This window comes from Streptomyces sp. NPDC048644, assembly GCF_043199105.1.
Taxonomy (GTDB): domain Bacteria; phylum Actinomycetota; class Actinomycetes; order Streptomycetales; family Streptomycetaceae; genus Streptomyces.
On the sequence record NZ_JBICVO010000017.1, the window covers coordinates 21,416 to 38,732 of the forward strand.

General features: G+C 73.2%; 16 protein-coding genes and 1 riboswitch. Of the genes, 12 read left to right on the forward strand and 4 right to left on the reverse strand.

The window, feature by feature from the left end; translation table 11 throughout:
- Window positions 1-25: 25 nt before the first annotated feature.
- Entirely contained in the window at window positions 26-1,282 is a 1,257-nt protein-coding gene (locus tag ACGFNI_RS29560) for an MFS transporter (protein WP_393687773.1), read from the reverse strand.
- Window positions 1,283-1,345: 63 nt separating this feature from the next.
- On the opposite strand from ACGFNI_RS29560, the gene ACGFNI_RS29565 reads away from it, so the two are divergent.
- On the forward strand, window positions 1,346-2,578 hold the full coding sequence (locus ACGFNI_RS29565; protein ID WP_393687775.1) for an ROK family transcriptional regulator: 1,233 nt from the start codon (window positions 1,346-1,348) through the stop codon (window positions 2,576-2,578).
- Between the two features lie 110 nt (window positions 2,579-2,688).
- On the opposite strand, the gene ACGFNI_RS29570 is transcribed toward ACGFNI_RS29565, so the two are convergent.
- Complete coding sequence (locus ACGFNI_RS29570) at window positions 2,689-3,462, reverse strand: SDR family oxidoreductase (RefSeq protein WP_393687777.1); 774 nt, start codon at window positions 3,460-3,462, stop codon at window positions 2,689-2,691.
- Window positions 3,463-3,632: 170 nt separating this feature from the next.
- Window positions 3,633-3,763, forward strand: a riboswitch (FMN riboswitch).
- 150 nt (window positions 3,764-3,913) lie between these two features.
- Here ACGFNI_RS29570 and ribD point away from each other — a divergent pair.
- The 10 genes from ribD (at window position 3,914) to ACGFNI_RS29620 (ending at window position 12,741) form a co-directional block, all read left to right on the forward strand.
- Window positions 3,914-5,041 (forward strand): bifunctional diaminohydroxyphosphoribosylaminopyrimidine deaminase/5-amino-6-(5-phosphoribosylamino)uracil reductase RibD, encoded by a 1,128-nt coding sequence (gene ribD / locus ACGFNI_RS29575; RefSeq protein WP_393687779.1) that lies wholly within the window; start codon window positions 3,914-3,916, stop codon window positions 5,039-5,041.
- 1 nt (window position 5,042) lies between these two features.
- Window positions 5,043-5,669: a riboflavin synthase gene (locus ACGFNI_RS29580; RefSeq protein ID WP_393687780.1), complete on the forward strand. Its 627-nt coding sequence runs from the start codon at window positions 5,043-5,045 to the stop codon at window positions 5,667-5,669.
- Window positions 5,666-6,319 carry a nicotinamide riboside transporter PnuC gene (locus ACGFNI_RS29585; RefSeq protein ID WP_393687782.1) on the forward strand — a complete coding sequence of 218 codons (654 nt, stop codon included), beginning with the start codon at window positions 5,666-5,668 and terminating at the stop codon, window positions 6,317-6,319. Before ACGFNI_RS29580 ends, ACGFNI_RS29585 begins: the two co-directional genes overlap by 4 nt.
- Window positions 6,316-7,605, forward strand: a complete 1,290-nt coding sequence (locus ACGFNI_RS29590) for a bifunctional 3,4-dihydroxy-2-butanone-4-phosphate synthase/GTP cyclohydrolase II (RefSeq protein ID WP_393687784.1) — start codon at window positions 6,316-6,318, stop codon at window positions 7,603-7,605. Before ACGFNI_RS29585 ends, ACGFNI_RS29590 begins: the two co-directional genes overlap by 4 nt.
- A gap of 62 nt (window positions 7,606-7,667) precedes the next feature.
- Entirely contained in the window at window positions 7,668-8,153 is a 486-nt protein-coding gene (gene ribH / locus ACGFNI_RS29595; protein ID WP_393687786.1) for a 6,7-dimethyl-8-ribityllumazine synthase, read from the forward strand.
- A gap of 156 nt (window positions 8,154-8,309) precedes the next feature.
- Window positions 8,310-8,582 carry a phosphoribosyl-ATP diphosphatase gene (locus ACGFNI_RS29600; RefSeq protein ID WP_227046990.1) on the forward strand — a complete coding sequence of 91 codons (273 nt, stop codon included), beginning with the start codon at window positions 8,310-8,312 and terminating at the stop codon, window positions 8,580-8,582.
- A gap of 50 nt (window positions 8,583-8,632) precedes the next feature.
- On the forward strand, window positions 8,633-9,481 hold the full coding sequence (gene hisG, locus ACGFNI_RS29605; RefSeq protein ID WP_393687788.1) for an ATP phosphoribosyltransferase: 849 nt from the start codon (window positions 8,633-8,635) through the stop codon (window positions 9,479-9,481).
- A gap of 31 nt (window positions 9,482-9,512) precedes the next feature.
- Window positions 9,513-9,998, forward strand: a complete 486-nt coding sequence (locus tag ACGFNI_RS29610; RefSeq protein WP_393687790.1) for a PH domain-containing protein — start codon at window positions 9,513-9,515, stop codon at window positions 9,996-9,998.
- A gap of 206 nt (window positions 9,999-10,204) precedes the next feature.
- Window positions 10,205-11,566, forward strand: coding sequence for a hemolysin family protein (locus ACGFNI_RS29615; RefSeq protein WP_393687792.1), 1,362 nt, complete (start codon window positions 10,205-10,207; stop codon window positions 11,564-11,566).
- Window positions 11,563-12,741 (forward strand): hemolysin family protein, encoded by a 1,179-nt coding sequence (locus ACGFNI_RS29620; RefSeq protein WP_393687793.1) that lies wholly within the window; start codon window positions 11,563-11,565, stop codon window positions 12,739-12,741. The genes ACGFNI_RS29615 and ACGFNI_RS29620 overlap by 4 nt, the downstream gene beginning before the upstream one ends.
- A 25-nt stretch (window positions 12,742-12,766) precedes the next feature.
- On the opposite strand, the gene ACGFNI_RS29625 is transcribed toward ACGFNI_RS29620, so the two are convergent.
- On the reverse strand, window positions 12,767-14,653 hold the full coding sequence (locus ACGFNI_RS29625) for an AAA family ATPase (RefSeq protein ID WP_393687795.1): 1,887 nt from the start codon (window positions 14,651-14,653) through the stop codon (window positions 12,767-12,769).
- 471 nt (window positions 14,654-15,124) lie between these two features.
- A complete protein-coding gene (locus tag ACGFNI_RS29630) occupies window positions 15,125-15,709 on the reverse strand; it encodes a uridine kinase (RefSeq protein WP_393687797.1) in 585 nt (194 codons plus the stop codon).
- 198 nt (window positions 15,710-15,907) lie between these two features.
- Here ACGFNI_RS29630 and ACGFNI_RS29635 point away from each other — a divergent pair, with 198 nt between their 5' ends.
- Window positions 15,908-17,299 carry a peptidase C39 family protein gene (locus ACGFNI_RS29635; RefSeq protein WP_393687799.1) on the forward strand — a complete coding sequence of 464 codons (1,392 nt, stop codon included), beginning with the start codon at window positions 15,908-15,910 and terminating at the stop codon, window positions 17,297-17,299.
- Window positions 17,300-17,317 lie beyond the last annotated feature (18 nt).

Here is a 17,317-nt window from a genome sequence, read left to right on the forward strand (position 1 = left end):
GGCGGACGCCGGCCCCGGACGGTGCTCAGGCCCGCCCTGCACCGTCGGCGTCCGCCGTCCCCCGGCTGCTGTCCGCCGCCGTACGGCCCGGCAGCCGCAGCACCCGCGCCCCCGCGATCAGGCCCGCCGCCAACACCGTGACCAGCATGAACGAGGCCGTCAGCGAGGTCGCCTGGGCGATGCCGCCGATCGTGGAGGGCGCGATGAGGCCCGACGTGTAAGTGATCGTCGCGACACCGGCGATGGCCTGGCTGGGGGCGGGGCCGCTGCGCCCGGCCGCCGCGAAGGCCAGCGGTACCACCACGGCGATACCGAGCCCGATCATCGCGAACCCGGCCAGCGCCATCGCCGGCTGCTGTGCCGCGACGACCAGCAGGCCGCCCGCGGTGGCCAGTGCGCCACCGGCCCGCACGGTGCGTACCGGGCCGAACCTGGCCACCACCTTGTCGCCCGCCAGCCGCACCGCCGCCATCGTGCAGGAGAAGGCGGTCGTGGACGCGGCGGCAAGACCCGCGTCGGTGTGCAGTACGTCGCGCAGGTAGACCGCCGACCAGTCCAGGCTCGCGCCCTCGGCGAACACCGCGCAGAACCCGACGGCACCGATGACCAGCGCCGCCTTCGGCGGCCAAGTGAAGCGCGGCGGCGGGTGTGCGTCCGGGGCGCTGCGCAGATCCAGCACCCCGCCGCAGGCGGCCGTGCCGATGGCGGTCAGGACCAGCGCGGCGACGCCCAGATGCAGCCGGGCGTCCGTCCCCGCGTGCGCGGCCACCGTGCCGGCCGCCGAACCGAGCAGCGCGCCCAGGCTCCACATCCCGTGCAGCCCCGACATGATCGGCCGCCCCAGCCGTTCCTCGGTCTCCACCCCCAGGGCGTTCATCGCGACGTCCGCCATCCCGGCGCTCGCGCCGTACACCAGCAGCGCGCAGCACAGTGTGATCAGGCCGGGGGAGAGGGCGGGCAGGATCAGCGCCAGGGTCCACAGGGCCAGCAGCCCGCGCAGCGCGGTACGGGCCCCGAAGCGGTGGCTGATCCGCCCGGCGAGCGGCATCACCAGGGACGCGCCGATCGCGGGGAAGGCCAGGGCGAGGCCGAGTTGGCCGGTGCTGATGCCGACGTGGTCCTGGATCCACGGGATGCGGGTGGCGAAGTTGCCGGTCACCGTGCCGTGCACGAGGAAGACCAGGGCGATGGCCCAGCGCGCGCGGCGCAGTGAGTTTCGGGGGACTTCGTCCGAGGGGCGTGGGGGCGGATGGGTCGCGTCACAGACGTCATGGCCGGCCATGCGCCGTAAACTATCAGGAACCCTGCCTGTTAATAAGGGGGTGACTTCTGGAAAGATTCCGCCATGCATGCACCGCGCACGGTGGCCACCGGCCGTACCGCGTCCCCGAGCACCGCCCGGCGGATCAACGACCGGCTTGCCCTGCAACTCCTGCAATCCGAAGGCCCGTTGACGGCGAACCAGCTCAAAGCGCTGACCGGCCTGTCCCGCCCGACCGTCGCCGACCTCGTCGAACGCCTCCAGGAAGCGGGCCTCATCGCGGTCGTCGGCGAGAGCGGCGCCGCGCGGCGTGGCCCCAACGCCCGCCTCTACGGCATCGTCGCCGACCGCGCCCACCTCGTCGGCCTCGATCTGCGACCGCACCGCGCCACCGTCGCCGTCGCCGATCTACTGGGCCGCACCCGCGCCGAACACAGCATCCACATCCGCCCAGGTACCCCGGCGAAGCGGGCGGTGGCGGCCACCCACAAGGCCCTGGACACCGCGCTGCGGACGGCCGGCGCGTCCGGCGCGCACACCTTCGCCGTCGGCGCCCCCGGCCTCGTCGACCCGGTGACCGGCAGGCTCGGCGGCACGGACCGGCTCTCCGCCTGGCACGCCGACCTGATCGCGGCGCTCCGTGCCGGCCCGGCGCCGGTCCTGCTGGAGAACGAGGTCAACCTCGCCGCCATCGCCGAACAGCGCGACGGCGCGGCCCGCGACCGTGACACCTTCGTGCTGCTCTGGCTGAGCCACGGCACGGGGGCTGCGGTCGTCCTGGACGGCAGGCTGCGCCGCGGCGCCTCCGGCGGTGCCGGCGAAATCGGCTTCCTGCCGGTCCCCGGCACCGCGGCCCTGCCCTCCGCGCACGGCTGCGACGGCGGCTTCCACTCGCTCGCGGGGTCGGCGGCGATCGTCCGGCTGGCGGCGGAGCACGGCATCACGGCGGACGCGGCGGCCCAGGAAGGCGATACCTCCCCGGACGACGGCGCGCCGCCCGCCGAAGCCCTCGTACGGGCCGCCCTCGCGGACCCGGAGGGCGGCGGCGCCTTCCTCGACGCGCTCGCCGGGCACATCGCCATCGGCGCGGCGGCGGTCAGCGCCGTACTCGACCCCGGCTGCGTGGTGCTCGGCGGCGAGATCGGCCGAGCGGGCGGCACGGAACTCGCCGACCGGGTCGGCGCCCGGCTCGCCCGGATCTCACCGCTGGCCACCGAGGTGCGGGCGGGCACGACCGGCGGCTCCGGCGTGCTGCGCGGCGCGGTGCTCGCGGCGATGGACGCCGCGCAGGAGGAACTGTTCGCGGGCGGCGGCTGACCGTGCCGACGGCCGGGGCCCGCCTCCGCGCCGGCCCTTCCGCGCACCGCCCGTTCCCCGTACGGCCCGTCACCCGTACCGGCCTCACTCGTACGGGTGGCCGCTCGGGCTCAGGCGGGACGCCCCGCCCGCGCCGCGAGGAACGCCTCGTACGTCCCTTCCCCGACGGCGTGCTCCGGGGCGAGGATGCCGCCCGCCCGGAACGCGGTCGCCGCCTTGCCCGGCAGCCACAGCGGCACCAGCAGCCGGCGCCTGCCCGCGTACCGCAGGGTGAGCCGGATCAGTGCGCGGGTGTCGAGCACCTCGGGCCCGCCCATGTCGGCGACCCGGCCGGCCGGCGGCGCGGACGCCAAGTCGGCCAGCCGGCCGGCCACTTCACGCACCTCGATCGGCTGCACCCGCACCCCCGTCGGCACCGGCAGCACCGGCGAGCGGGAACCCGCCTTCACCACCCTCAGCACCAGGTCGTGGAATTGCGTGGTGCGCAGCACGGTCCAGCCGATGCCGGATTCCTCGATCGTCCGCTCCACCGCCCGCTTGGTGCGGTAGTAGCCGATCGGCACCCGGTCCACGCCGACGATCGAGATGTAGACGAGGTGCCCGACGCCGGCCGCCCGCGCCGCGGCCACCAGCCGTCGGGCGGCCTCGCCGTCCCCGCCCGACGGCGTCGAAGCGCAGTGCACCACCGTGTCGGCGCCCGCCACCGCCGCCGCGAGACCCGCGCCGTTGCGCAGGTCCACCGCGTACGTCCGCAGTCCGGGGCGCGGCGGGCCCTGCGCGGGCCTGCGGCTCAGCGAGCGGACGTCGTGGCCGTCGTGGAGCAGCCGGTCGACCAGAGGCCGCCCGAGTGCGCCCGTGCCGCCGGTCACCAGAATTGTCGCCATCGAGGATCAGTCCTTGAGGTCGGAGTCGTGCGGGAGGTTCCCCGTGATGACGGTTCACCCGCCGCATCCGTGACATCCGACGTGCCCGTGGCTTGTGAGACAGCCCACAGGCTTCGCCCGCATGGCCGACGATCAGCCGTGGCAGACTGGCCCTGTACTGAAATGAGCAGCAGCGCACTCCGGGGTCGGTGTAATTCCGAACCGGCGGTAACAGTCCGCGACCCGTCCGCAGCCAGCGGCCGGTTGAGCAGGTGAAATTCCTGCACCGACGGTGAAAGTCCGGATGGGAGGCAGTGCGCGGCGGGCGAGCTTCGGTAAACCGCCGTCGGCGGCACACCCGGTGCGTTGTTCCGGGTGGGCTCCCTGTTTCCGGCCGGTATGCCATGGCTTGTTTCCGCTTCTGTCGTCCAGACAGCCCCGGAGTCCGTGCCCGAAGAGGCAGGAGGACCCGGTGGCCACCACAGAACCCGCCGAGACCGCGGCGATGCGCCGTGCCATCGAACTCGCCGCCCGCGGCCTCGGGCACACCAGCCCCAACCCCGTCGTCGGCTGCGTCGTCCTGGACGCCGACGGCCGCACCGCGGGCGAGGGCTGGCACCGGCGCGCCGGCGGCCCGCACGCCGAGATCCACGCACTGCGCGCGGCGGGCGAACGCGCCAGGGGCGGCACCGCAGTGGTCACCCTGGAACCCTGCAACCACTCAGGCCGCACCGGACCCTGCGCCCAGGCGCTGATCGACGCCGGTGTCGCCCGCGTCGTCTACGCCGTCTCCGACCCGAACCCGACCGCGACCGGCGGCGCCGTCACCCTCGCCGAAGCCGGAGTCGACGTCGAGGGCGGACTGCTCGCCGACGAGGCGGCGGCCGTCAACGAAGCCTGGCTGACGTCCGTACTGCGCGGCCGTCCCTTCGTCCTGTGGAAGTACGCCGCCACCCTCGACGGCCGGATCGCCGCGGCGGACGGCACCAGCCGCTGGATCTCGTCGCCCGAGTCGCGCGCCGACGTGCACCGGCTGCGCGCCCGCGCCGACGCCGTCATCGTCGGCTCCGGAACCGCCCGCGCGGACGATCCCCAACTGGGCGCCAGGGTCAGCGGGTTGACGGATGACGAGGTCAGTCAGCCGCTGCGGGTCGTCGTCGACTCCGGCGCCTCGGCCGTCAAGCCAGGCGCCCGGGTCCTGGACGGCACCGCGCCCACCCTCATCGCGGTCGCCGACGACGCCGACACCGCCCACCTCGAAGGTCTCGCCCCGCTCGTCCGGCTGCCGCGCGCCGCCGGGGGCCGCGGGCTGCACATCCCCGCGCTGCTCCAGGCGCTCCACGAGCGCGACGTGCGCTCCGTACTCCTGGAAGGCGGCCCGACCCTCGCCGGGGCGTTCCTCGCCGCCCGAGCCGTCGACAAGGTCGTCGGCTATCTCGCGCCGGTACTGCTCGGCGCGGGCCCCGCCGCCGTCGGCGACGCCGGAATCACCACCATCGGGCAGGCGTTGCGACTCGATGTGACCGAGACCGCGCGGCTCGGCCCCGACCTGCGCATCACCGCCATTCCCACCCGTCACACGCTCCACGAGGAGAACTGAAGTGTTCACCGGAATCGTCGAAGAACTGGGTGAGGTCACCGCCGTCGAGAACCTCGGCGACTCCTCCCGCTTCCGCCTGCGCGGCCCGGTCGTCACCGATGGCGCCCGGCACGGCGACTCCATCGCCGTCAACGGCGTCTGTCTGACGGTCGTGGAGACCGCCGACGGTGAGTTCACCGCCGATGTGATGGCCGAGACCCTGAAGCGCTCCAGCCTCGGCGCCCTGACCGTCGGCTCGCGGGTCAACCTCGAACGCCCCATGGCGCTCGGCGGCCGGCTCGGCGGGCACCTCGTCCAGGGGCACGTCGACGGCACCGGCACCATCACCGGGCGCACCCCCGGCGAACACTGGGAGATCGTCACGATCGCGCTGCCCGCCGGGCTCGCCCGCTACGTCGTCGAGAAGGGGTCGATCACCGTCGACGGCGTCAGCCTGACCGTCGTCGACGCCGCCGACGACCACTTCACCATCAGCCTCATCCCCACCACCCTCGCCCTGACCACCCTCGGTATCAAGAAGACCGGCGACCCTGTCAACCTGGAGGTCGACGTCCTCGCCAAGTACGTCGAGCGGCTGCTCGGCGCGGGCGGCGAGGGCGGCAAGGACCGGGAAGGCGTCGTCCGGTGAGCGCCCTGACCTGGCTGAACGGCGAGGCGTTCACGGCCTTCGGACAGCACGTCATCTGGTCGGACATGGTCGGCAACACCATCGGGCTCGCCGCCCTGGCACTCGGCTGGCGCCGCTCGATATGGACCTGGCCCGCCCAGTTCCTGTCCGGCGTCATCCTCGTCGCCGCCTACGCGTCCGCCCACCTCAGCGGCGGGGTCGGCAAGCAACTGCTGGTCATCGGCGTGGCGCTGTGGGGCTGGCGGGCCTGGCAGCGCGGCCGTCGGCAGGCCCAGGACGGCTCCATCGCCGTCCGCTTCGCCACCTGGCGCGAGCGCGGGCTGCTGATCGGCGGCACCGCGCTCGGCACCGCCGCCGTCGGCGGGCTCTTCGCGCTCGTCCCGCAGTTGTCCTGGAACCCCTGGCCCGACGCCTACATCTTCGTCGGCACGCTCGCCGCGATGGTCGCCCAGGCGCGCGGTCTGGTGGAGTTCTGGTTCGCCTGGCTGCTGGTCGACCTCGTCGGCGTCCCGCTCGCCTTCAGCAGCGGGCTCGCCTTCTCCGGATTCGTCTACGTCGTCTATCTCGCGCTCGTCGTGTGGGGCATGCGCGACTGGTGGCTGCGCTCGCGGACGAGCGCCGCCGCCGTCTTGGAAGGAGCAGCGGCATGACCGCACTGCAGAGCTGGTACGAGTCCGCCGACGACGCGGACCTGACGCTCGACCCCGTCGAGCGGGCCATCGCCGACATCGCGGCCGGCCGGCCCGTCGTGGTCGTCGACGACGAGGACCGCGAGAACGAGGGCGACCTGGTCATCGCCGCGGAGAAGGCCACCGCCGAGATCGTCGCCTTCATGATGAGCGAATGCCGCGGCCTGATCTGCGCCCCCATGGAGGGCGCCGACCTGGACCGGCTCGCGCTCCCGCAGATGGTCGAGCACAACACCGAATCGATGCGGACCGCCTTCACCGTCACCGTCGACGCGACCCCGGAACACGGCGTCAGCACCGGCATCTCCGCCGCCGACCGCGCCACCACCCTGCGGATGCTCGCCTCAGGCGCCACCGTGGCCGGCGACTTCGTGCGCCCGGGGCACATCTTCCCGCTGCGCGCCAGGCCCGGCGGCGTCCTGGTCCGCAACGGCCACACCGAGGCCGGCGTCGACCTCGCCCGGCTCGCAGGACTGCGCCCGGCCGCCGCCATCGTGGAGATCGCCGGCGAGGACGGCGCGATGCTGCGGCTGCCGGAACTGGTGCCGTTCGCCCGCAAACACGGCATCGCCATCATCTCCATCAAGGACCTCATTGCCTACCGCAGGACGTCCGCCCCCACCGTCCGCCGCGAGGCCGAGACCCGGCTGCCCACCGCGCACGGCGAGTTCACCGCGTACGGCTACCGCTCCACCGTCGACGGCGTCGAGCACATCGCGCTGGTCGCAGGTGACATCGGCGACGGCGACGACGTCCTGGTCCGGGTCCACTCCGAGTGCCTGACCGGCGACGTCTTCCACTCACTGCGCTGCGACTGCGGACCCCAGCTGGAGGCGTCGCTGGAGCGGATCGCCGCCGCCGGCCGCGGCGTGGTCATCTACCTGCGCGGCCACGAGGGACGCGGCATCGGCCTGCTGTCCAAGCTGCGCGCCTACGCACTCCAGGAACAGGGCCACGACACCCTGGACGCCAACCTCGAACTGGGACTGCCCGCCGACTCACGCGACTACGGCGCCGGCGCCCAGATGCTCCAGGACCTCGGCGTCCGCTCGGTCCGGCTGCTGACCAACAACCCCGACAAGGCCGCGGCCCTGATCCGCGACGGCCTCAAGGTCAGCGGCCGGGAGCCGATGCCCGTCCAGGCGGGCGAGCACAACCTCCGCTACCTGCGCACCAAGCGGGACCGGATGGGCCACGACCTGCCGTGGCTGGACGCCGGACCCACCGGCGACTGCGACAACCGGTAACCGCGGACCCCGGCCCCACCCACCGTCAGCACGCACAACACATCACCCGCACGAGGAGAACCGTGAGCGGCAAAGGCGCACCCGAACTGACCGTGAAGAACTGCGGAGACCTGCGGGTCGCCGTGATCGCCGCGCAGTGGCACGAGCAGATCATGGACGGCCTGGTCGACGGCGCCCTGCGCGCCCTGGCCGAGCTGGGCATCGACGAGCCGACGCTGCTGCGGGTGCCAGGCGCCTTCGAGCTGCCCGTCGTCGCCAAGGTCCTGGCCGGCCGCGGCTACGACGCGGTGGTGGCACTCGGCGTCGTCATCAAGGGCGGCACCCCGCACTTCGACTACGTCTGCCAGGGCGTCACCCAGGGCCTGACCCAGGTCGCGGTCGACACCGGCGTCCCGATCGGCTTCGGCGTACTGACCTGCGACACCGAACAGCAGGCCCTGGACCGCGCGGGCATCGAAGGATCCACCGAGGACAAGGGCCACGAAGCGGTCACCGCTGCGGTCGCCACCGCCGCCACCCTGCGCACCGTGTCCGAACCCTGGCGCTGACCGGCCACCGCCCTTCAGTGGTGGCGCTGCGCCCCCGCCCGTCGCCCGCCACCGCCCTTCAGTGGTGGCGCTGCGCCCCCGCCCGTCGCCCGCCACCGCCCTTCAGTGGTGGCGCTGCGCGCCGCTGCGACATTGCCCGCTAGGGTAGGGATCACCATGTCCAAGAAGACTTTCGAGGAGCTCTTCTCCGAGCTCCAGCAGAAGGCCGCCACCGGCGACCCCGCGACCTCCCGTACCGCCGAGCTGGTCCAGGCCGGCGTCCATACGATCGGCAAGAAGGTCGTCGAAGAGGCCGCCGAGGTCTGGATGGCCGCAGAACACGAATCGGACGAGGCGGCGGCGGAGGAGATCTCCCAGCTCCTCTACCACCTCCAGGTCATGATGATCGCCAAGGGCCTCACCCTCGACGACGTCTACAGCCACCTCTGAGCGCCCCCGCTCACCACTCAACACCCCACCCACCGAAGGAAGTCCACCTCATGCTGCGCATCGCTGTCCCCAACAAGGGTTCACTGTCCGAGCCTGCGTCGGCGATGCTCCATGAGGCCGGCTACCGACAGCGCAAGGACCGCAGGGAACTGGTCCTGGTCGACGCCGAGAACGAGGTCGAGTTCTTCTTCCTCCGCCCGCGCGACATCGCGGTCTACGTCGGCTCCGGCAAGCTCGACATCGGCATCACAGGCCGCGACCTGCTGCTGGACTCCGGCTCGCAGGCCGAGGAGATCCTCCAGCTCGGCTTCGCCGGATCGACGTTCCGATACGCCACCCGCCCCGGCACCGCCAAGGACGTCACCGAGTTCGGCGGCATGACGGTCGCCACCTCGTTCTCAGGACTGGTCACCCAGCACCTCGCCGACAACGGCGTGGACGCCTCGGTCGTCCACCTCGACGGCGCGGTGGAGACCGCCATCCAGCTCGGCGTCGCCGAGATCATCGCCGATGTCGTGGAGACCGGCACCACCCTGCGCAACGCCGGTCTGGAGATCATCGGCGAGCCGATCCTCAAGTCCGAGGCCGTCGTCATCCGCCGCACCGGCGCCCCCGCCGACGACCCGAAGGTGCGCCAGTTCCTGCGCCGCATGCAGGGCGTCCTGGTGGCCCGCCGGTACGTGATGATGGACTACGACATCCGCGTCGAGCACGTCGAGAAGGCCGTGGGCCTCACCCCGGGCCTGGAGTCGCCGACCGTCTCCCCGCTGCACCACGAAGGCTGGGTCGCGGTCCGCTCGATGGTCCCGTCCAAGGACGCCCAGCGCATCATGGACGAGCTGTACGACCTCGGCGCCCGCGCGATCCTGACCACCGGCATCCACGCCTGCCGGCTCTGACCCGCGGCCGTCGAACGGCCCGCACCACCGCATGCCCACGAGACGGAAGACCGACGACGTGTCCGCGCCCGCACCCCTGCCCAGCCTCCCGGTGACCTTCCGGCCGACCCGTACCCGGGCCGTCCTGTACGGCGTCGGCCTCGCCCAGTTCGCCGCGCTGACCGCCATCGCGCTGGCGCTGCCCGCGCTGACCGGGGGCGAGCGGCTCAGCTTCATCTTCACCGGACTCGTGGTGCTCGCCGTCCTCCTGCTGCTCGCCCGCCCCAAGGTGGTCGCGCGGCAGGAGGGCCTCACGGTCGTCAACCTCACCACCCGGCGCGAGCTGGACTGGGCCCAGGTGCTGCGCGTCAACCTCCGCAACGGTGACGCCTGGGTCCATCTGGACCTCGCCGACGGCACCAGCCTCCCCGCGATGGGCATCCAGCCCGGCATCGGCAGGGAGCACGCCGTCCGCGACGCCCGCGCGCTGCGCGCGCTCGCCGAGAGCCACGGAACCGGCGGTTCCGCCGCCGCGTGATCCGGCCGCAGGTGACCTCGCTCTCCGAGGTGTTCCCCGCCGATCCGCGCCCCGCTGATTACTCTGTTCCGCGGGGCGCTCTTCACGCCCTGCCCCGCCCCGGGGCCACTGCGACCTGAGGAGTGACTCCCTCCAGCAATGGACGGATCGTCCTGTAGTACCTGCGCCGCCCCTCCCCGACCCCCGCGGACGACGGAGGCGGCGGCATGACCGGCCCGCTGCTCCTGCTCGCCGCCGCCCTCGTACTGATCCTGGCCAACGGCTTCTTCGTGGCCGCCGAGTTCGGGCTCGTCACCGTCGAGAAGGCCGAGGCCGAGCGGGCCGCGGCCGACGGCGACCGCCGCGCCGCCACCGTCGTATCCGCGCTCCGCGAGCTGTCCTTCCAGCTGTCCGGCACCCAACTGGGCATCACCATCACCTCGTTGGTCGTCGGCATGCTCGCCGAGCCCGCGCTCGCCGAGCTGCTGAACGGGCCGCTGACCGCGACCGGGCTGCCCCGGGGCGCGGTGCCCGGCATCGCCGTGGTGCTCGGCATGCTGCTGGCCTCCGCCGTCCAGATGGTGATCGGCGAACTGGTGCCCAAGAACTGGGCGGTCTCCAAGCCGCTCCAGGTGGCCCGCTTCGTCGCCGCCCCGCAAGACGCCTTCTCCCGTTTCTTCCGCCCGGTGATCACCCTGCTGAACACCGTCGCGAACCGTCTCGTCCGGGCCCTCGGCGTGGAGCCCACCGACGAACTGGCCTCCGCCCGCACCCCCGGCGAACTGGTCTCCCTTGCCCGGCACTCCGCCCAGGCGGGCGCCATCGAGCAGGACACCGCCGACCTGTTCGTACGCAGCCTGTCCCTCGGCGACCTGACCGCGGAGAACGTCATGACACCGCGGGTACGGGTCAGCGCACTCCAGGCATCGGCCACCGCCGAGGACGTCGTCAACCTCACCCGCGCCACGGGCCTTTCCCGCTTCCCCGTCTACCACACCCGCCTCGACGAGGTCGTCGGCATGGTGCACCTCAAGGACGCGCTGGCGATCCCGGCGCACGACCGGCTGCGCACCCCCGCGGGCCGGCTCGCGGTGCCGCCCCTCCAGGTGCCGGCGACGCTGCCGGTGGCGCCGTTGCTGGAGCGGCTGCGCAGCGAACAGCCCATCGCGGTGGTCGTCGACGAGTACGGCGGCACCGCCGGTGTGGTCACGCTGGAGGACATCATCGAGGAACTCGTCGGCGAGGTGCGGGACGAGCACGACCGGGTGGACCTGCCCGAGCTGGGCCAGGCTCCGGCCGAGGACGGCAGGCCCGCCTGGGACGCCGACGGCGGCTGCCGGGTCGACAGGCTGCGGCGGATCGGCCTGGAGGCGCCCGACGGGCCGTACGAGACGGTGGCGGGAATGGTGGCCCACATACTCGGCCGGATCCCGGCCCCCGGTGACATCGCCGAACTCGACGGCTGGCGGCTGCGGGTGCGGCTGGTCTCGCACCACCGCGCCGAGCGGATAAGGATCGTGCGCACGGCTCCGGCCGGCGCGGCACCGGCCAGGGAAACCGTCGGCGCCGGAGCGGAGGTGGCACGATGAGCGCCGCCCAACTCCTGCTCGCCGTCCTCCTGGTGCTCGCCAACGGCTTCTTCGTCGGCGCCGAGTTCGCCCTGGTGTCGGTACGCCGCAGCCAGATCGAGCCGCTGGCCACCGAGGGTTCCAAGCGGGCCCGTCAGGTGCTGCACGGTCTGGAGAATCTGCCGCAGATGATGGCGGCGGCCCAGTTCGGCATCACCGTCTGTTCCCTGACGCTCGGCGCGGTCGCCGAGCCGACCGTCGCCCACCTGCTGGAGCCGGTCTTCCACGCGGTACATCTGCCGGAACCGCTGATCCACCCGCTCGGCTACGCCATCGCCCTCGCCCTGGTGGTCTTTCTGCACCTGGTCATCGGCGAGATGGTCCCCAAGAACCTCGCGATGGCGGCGCCCGAGAAGACCGCCCTGTGGTTCAGCCCCGGACTCGTCGCCTTCGCCCGTCTCTGCCGCCCGGTCACCGCGCTGCTCGGCGCCTGTGCCCGGGGCGTGCTGCGGATCTTCCGCGTCGAGCCCAAGGACGAGGTCGAGGCGGTCTTCACCAGCGAGCAGCTGACCCACCTCGTCGAGGACGCGGGGCAGGCGGGTCTGCTCGCCCCGGCCGAACAGGAGCGGCTCGCGGACGCGTTGGAGCTGGGCAGCCGCCCGGTCACCGACGTACTCCTCGACCCGGCGGGCCTGGTCACCGTCGACCCGACGGTCACCCCGCGCCAGGTCGAGGAGCTGACCGTCAAGACCGGCTACTCCCGCTTCCCTGTCTGTGCATCCGGCGGGGCGTACATGGGATATCTGCACGTCAAGGACGTGCTGGACCTGGAGGAGCGGGACCGTGCGGTGCCGCAGCGGGTCTGGCACCCGATGGCGACGCTGCGCGCCGAACTGCCGCTGGACGACGCCCTGACGGCGATGCGCAGCGCCGCCTCCCACCTCGCCGCCGTCGCCGGGCCCACCGGCCGGGTCGTCGGCCTGGTCGCGTTGGAGGACGTCCTGGAGATGCTGGTGGGCGAGATGCGGGATCCCGCCCACCGCACCGCGAGCGGCAGCCACGGCGCCCGCGACGCGCGTCCGGTGGCCGCCGATGCCCGCCTCGGCGAGCCGCGCGACGGCTCGCAGCCGCACGCAGGCGCGGTGCCGCAGGACGATCCGGCGTACCAGGACGAGGACCGGGCGCTGGCGGGCTGACCGGCAGGCGGGGGGCCGGCGCCGGTCAGGCCGGCGGCGGCCCCTGCGGGTCGGGGCCGCGGCCCGACAGCACCTCGCCGTACGCCTGCATCAGATCGGGCAGCCGCAGCGTGGCGAGGTCGTCGCGGCCCGGGGTGCCGCGCCAGGTGGACAGCCGCAGATCGCGGTAGGCGCAGCTCTTCTCGTACAGGGTGCGCAGGAAGCGGCCGTTGCCGAGTTCGTCGATCCAGCCCTGTTCGACGACGTGGCCGCTGATGCTGCACAGCTCGTCGCGTGACTCCTCGTCCCAGCGGTCGCCGTTCTCCGCCGCCAGCACCTCGCCGATCGCGGTCAGTTCCAGCGGCCGGTAGCTGGGGAAGTCGACGCGGGAGGTGAAGCGGGAGGACAGGCCCGGGTTGGCGGCCAGCAGGCGGTCCATGCCCTCCGGGTAGCCGGCGAGGATGACGACGAGCCGGTCGCGGTTGTCCTCGGCGCGTTTGAGCAGCACCTGAAGGGCTTCGTCGCCGTACGCGTCGCCCTTGCTGTAGCCGGAGTTGGCGAGGCTGTACGCCTCGTCGACGAAGAGCACGCCGCCCAGCGCCGAGTCGATCAGCTCGTTGGCCTTGACGGCGGTCTGGCCGAGGAACTCGCCCACCAGGTCCGCGCGTTGGGCCTCCACCAGGTGATCGCCGCCGAGCAGCCCGAGTGCGTAGAAGACCCGCCCGAGTATCCGGGCCACGGTCGTCTTGCCGGTGCCCGACGGGCCGGAGAAGACGAAGTGCCGCTTGGGCGGCTGCACCGGCAGGCCCTGCCCGGCCCGCAGTCCGGCCATCCGCAGCTGCGCGGAGAGCGCCCGCACCTGGCGCTTGACCGGCTCCATGCCGACCATCCGCTCCAGCTCGGCCAGCGCCTTCTCCAGGAGTACCGGGTCGGCGGGCCCGGCCGGCAGCCGTTCGGTGCCGCGCGGCACCGGCGCCGCCTTGTTCCGCGCCTGGCCGGCCCCGCCGGGCGCGCCGCCGGCCCCTTCGGGGGTGCCCGGCTCGCCGCCGCCCAGCAGCTCGCGTCCGTCGACCGGGTCGAGCGGGGCGAGCGGGTCGAGGTCGCCGCCCACCTCCTGGCCGAAGCCGGATGCGGAGACCGCGGCGAGGTCCCCGCCCTCCTCCAGGCCGTCCGCCTGGGCGATGGCGGCGAGCCGCGCGGTGGTGTCCATGAACGCCTGGTCGACGCGGTGCACGGCGCGGTAGAGGGGGAGTGCGGCGGCCGAGCGGCCGGTGCCTTCGTGCGCGCGGGCCAGCCAGTAGCGCAGCTCCTTGCGCTGCGGCTGCTCGCTGCGGCAGCGCATCAGGGCGGTGGACAGCAGCGGCGCGGCCTGGCCGTACATCTCCAGGCGTACCCGCGCCATGCCGCCGAACAGCCCGGCCTCGATGCCCAGCGCGGGATCGTCGAGCAGCGGTTCGGTGTGCCGTACCAGCTGGTCCCAGTCCTTGACGAGATAGCCGCGGCAGGCGTGCAGGAAGCGGACCTGGGGATCGGTGTCGACCGGCGGGCAGCCGGCCAGCGCCTGGTCGAGTTCGGCGATGTGGCGGCCGTCGAGCCAGTGGGAGGCGTGTGCGAGCAGCAGGTCACGGCTGGTCTCCAGCACCGGCTGGACCCACCAGCCCAGCCAGTACCAGGAGTTGAGGGACCGTCGGTGCCTGGCCCGCTGCTCGCCGAAGCGGTCGCGGTGGCGGTGCATGCGCAGCAGCGCGGTGGAGGTGTCGGCGCGCAGCGCGTGCAGCCCGAGCCAGGCGTCGGCCATCGTCGGGTCCAGCCGCACCGCGGCCCGGAACTCCTCCTCGGCCTGCGGATACGCGCCGACGGTGTACGCGTCGACCGCGCGCAGCCAGGCGAGTTCGGCCGGGGCGGGCGGCGTGCCCTGTGTGCCGGAATCCATCGCGTCCCCCCACAAAAACGACCCCCGTGGTGTGCCGCCGGACGAGTGCCGGACCGCAGTCCGCCGCGAACCGGCGTCCTTGGGGCGGGAGTTGCCTTCACCGCGCGCGTCGCCGGTCCTCGCCCGTCCTTCGGTGGCACCGACTCGCATGGTACCTGCGGTATCGGTGCAGGCCGTAGGGGGCGGTGCGGGGAGAGCGGCAGGACCGGCGCGAAGGGTGCGGTGACCCTGGGTGAGGAGGAGGCGGCGCCGAGGGCGGCAAAAGGGAAATCAGGGCAGAACGAAGCCCCCGATCACGGGGGAACAACCGGGGGCTTCGCGACTGCGGGCGGTCCGTCAGAACCGCACAATGAGAACGTAAGTCCTGTACGCCCCCCAGGTCAAGCCGAGTTGGGGCACTCGGCGGGAGCTGTGCGGAGGTAGTCCGTGTACGGTTCATGTCCGGTAACAGAGCGTGAAAATACCGGGAGTTCAGCCGTCGGCTGCGGGCCCCATGCGCACCTCGTACCCCAACTTCCCCTGGAGCACCAGGAGATCGGCGTACGGCCGGGACGGGTCCGCCGCGAAGTGCGCGCGCTCCGCCGGGATCCAGCCATCCCAGAAACCGGAGAGGTCGGGTCCGTCCCGCCGCCGCCCCCGTTCCCAGGAGTGCGCGTCCGCCAGCTCCATCCACAGCAGGCACGCCAGGTACGGCCGCAGTGCCCGGCGCCCGCTGCCTACTCCTTCGACCAGCACCACCGGTGCCGGCGCCAGCTCGCGCACCCCGGCGAACGCGCCGCGCACCCAGTCGTAGACCTCGTAGCGCGCGCGACGCCCCCGGGAGAGCGGCGCCAGCAGCTGCGTACGGAACCGCTCGGCCCAGTCGAACAGCTGCTCATGCGTGGCGAGGTCGTCGGTCTGCACGACGGGCGCGCCCCCGAGTGCTTCGGACAGCCGCCGGGCGAAGGTGCTCTTGCCGGAGCCCGCGTGCCCGTCGACGCCGATCAGCCGCACCGGCCCGCAGGACGGCGGCAGGGCGCCGAGCCGGGCCGCGAGCGGCGCCAGATCCTGGTTCATCGCGCCAGCGTACGTCAGTGGTCTGCACCAATATTGCCGCCGCGACGCGCGTCGAACCGCTGGCCGAAGCCCGGCAGGAACGGCGATAGTTGATTGCCTGCCGACGGGCGGTGCCTGGGTACGTCGCCCGGCCACCGCGCCCGCCGCCGTGCCGATCCGACCCGCGTTCCGCCCGCCGAACCGACTGGGGGATCCCCAATGACCAGCTCAGCGCCCCGCCGCACCGTCCTGGCCGCCGCGCTCGCAGCGGCGGCCGGCGCCGCGGCCCCCATGGCGTCCGCCGCGCCCCGCCCCGCCGCACCTGCCACACCCGCCCCCGCGGACCCCGCGGCCCCCCGGCCGCAGAGGAGCCTTGTGGACCACCACGCCTGGACCACAGCGGCCGACTGGCGCTCGGGCCGCGCCGACGGCACCCGCGTCGTGTCCGGCCGCCGCCCCGGCCTCACCCTCGCCGCCCCCGCGGGCACCGCCGACTACCACGACCCGCACACCGGCAGGACCACCGCCTGGGAATACGCCACCTGGACCGGCCCCCGGCACACCCTCACCGTGCCGGCCACCGAGATCATCGCCTCCTGGAACGCCCACACACCACCCGGCACCTGGCTCACCGTCGAACTGCGCGCCACCTACGGCGACGGCGTCCGCACCCCCTGGTACGTCATGGGCCGCTGGACCTCGGGCGACGCCGATGCCGACATCCGCCGTACCTCCGTCGACGGCCAGAAGGACGGCCGGAGCAGCGTCTCCACCGACACCCTCGCCCTCGACGACCCGGCGACCGGCCTCCGCCTGACGGCCTACCAGCTCCGCCTCACCCTCCACCGCACCCCGGGCAGCGACCGCACGCCGACCGTCTGGCGGCTCGGCGCGATGGGCTCGGACGTCCCCGACCGCTTCGAGGTCCCCGCCTCCCGGCCGGGGGATGCGGCCGGCAGGGAGCTCGGCGTACCGCGCTACTCGCAGGAGATCCACAAGGGCCAGTACCCCGAGTACGACAACGGCGGTGAGGCGTGGTGCAGCCCCACCTCGTCCCAGATGATCATCGAGTACTGGGGCCGCAGGGCCACCCCCGAAGACCTGGCCTGGGTCGACCCCGCCTATGCCGACCCCCAGGTCTGCCACGCCGCCCGGCAGACCTTCGACGGCCAGTACGCAGGCTGCGGCAACTGGCCCTTCAACGCCGCCTACGCCGCGACCTACCGCGACCTCCAGGCCGTCGTCACCCGCCTGGACTCCCTCACCGACATCGAGCACCTGATCCAGGCGGGCATCCCCGTCATCACCTCCCAGTCCTTCCTGGCGAACGAACTCGACGGCGCGGGCTACGGCACCGCCGGCCACCTGATGACCGTCATCGGCTTCACCGCATCCGGCGACATCATCGCCAACGACCCCGCCTCCAAGGACGACGCCGCGGTCCGGCACGTCTACCCGCGCCACCAGTTCGAGAACATCTGGCTGCGGACGAAGCGGTATGACGACAAGGGGAAGGTCAAGGGTGGGTCCGGAGGGGTGTGTTACCTGTATTTCCCGGTGGAGTTGACGGGGGATCAGAGGCGGGTGTTGGGGGAGGTGGGGGTCCGCTGACCTCTGACCTCTGGCCCC